This window comes from Bifidobacterium sp. RTP21102st3_E2_RTP21102_210122 (assembly GCF_040916945.1).
GTDB lineage: Bacteria > Actinomycetota > Actinomycetes > Actinomycetales > Bifidobacteriaceae > Bifidobacterium > Bifidobacterium longum.
Window position 1 is genome coordinate 1 of sequence record NZ_JBCPAN010000024.1, and the last position, 1,065, is coordinate 1,065.

Sequence of the window (1,065 nt, forward strand, 5' to 3'; positions counted from 1 at the left end):
GCACAGCAGAACATCTACGAGGGCCCCAACGGGTATCTGCTGCAGATGGTCCGCAGCGAACTCATCAACTCAAAGGCGTTCACGCAAGACGACCTCGACACCGGCGGCTACACCATCGTCACCACCATCGACAAATCCAAACAGGATCTGATGTATCAGACCGCGAGCCCCACCAAGGGCAACGCGGGCATGCCGGACGGCGTACAGACCGGCGGCCTGTCGGTCAACGTCAAAGACGGTTCAATCATCTCGCTGTACGCGGGTGAGGATTACCTGAAGAAACAGCTCAACAACGTCACCGACGCGACCTACGAAGTCGGTTCCACGATGAAACCGTTCACGCTGCTTTCGACCGTCCAGACGGGCGTCAGCCTCGATACTGTGTTCAACGGCAACTCGCCGCGCAGCTTCCCCGGGCTGAAACAGCCGATGTCGAACTCGGGCGGCGCTAGCTACGGCTACATCAACCTGTACAAGGCGACGGCGAACTCCGTCAACACGGTGTACATGGATCTGCAGCAGCATCTCGGCGCGGACACGATAATCAAGACCGCGCACACGGCCGGCATCAAAGGCAAGATCACCGATGACGGCTACGTGACGCTCGGCAACTCCGGTCTGAGCATGATCGACATGGCGCGCGGCTTCTCCACCATCGCCAACCAGGGCAAGAAGCCGACGCTGCACATCGTCGCCAGCGTGAAGAGCAGCAAGGGGTCGGAACTGTACAAGGCGCCATCCACCGCGGAGCAGGTGTTCGACGCGAACGACACCGGACTGGTGGTCAAGGCGATGGAAGGCACCATCCAATACGGTACCGGTCGTGCGGCGAGCGCGATCGGCAAGACGATGGCGGGCAAGTCCGGCACGGCAAACGACAACAAGGCCGTGAGCTTCATCGGGTTCACACCCTCGACGCTCACCATGTTCGCCATCTGGAATCCCGGAGCGAACGGCGAGGCGCTGGAACTGCCGACCATCAACGGGTATTACAAGGGCATGGGATATCCGGCCGTGCTGTTCACCAACTACATGTCGAGGGCGCTGGAGAACGTGGCGGACGAG

General features: G+C 60.7%; 1 protein-coding gene. It reads left to right on the forward strand.

Features of this window, described 5'->3' with window-relative positions; all coding sequences use genetic code 11:
- The coding region (locus tag AB5287_RS09965; protein ID WP_368221171.1) for a transglycosylase domain-containing protein at positions 1-1,065 on the forward strand (1,065 nt) is incomplete at both ends.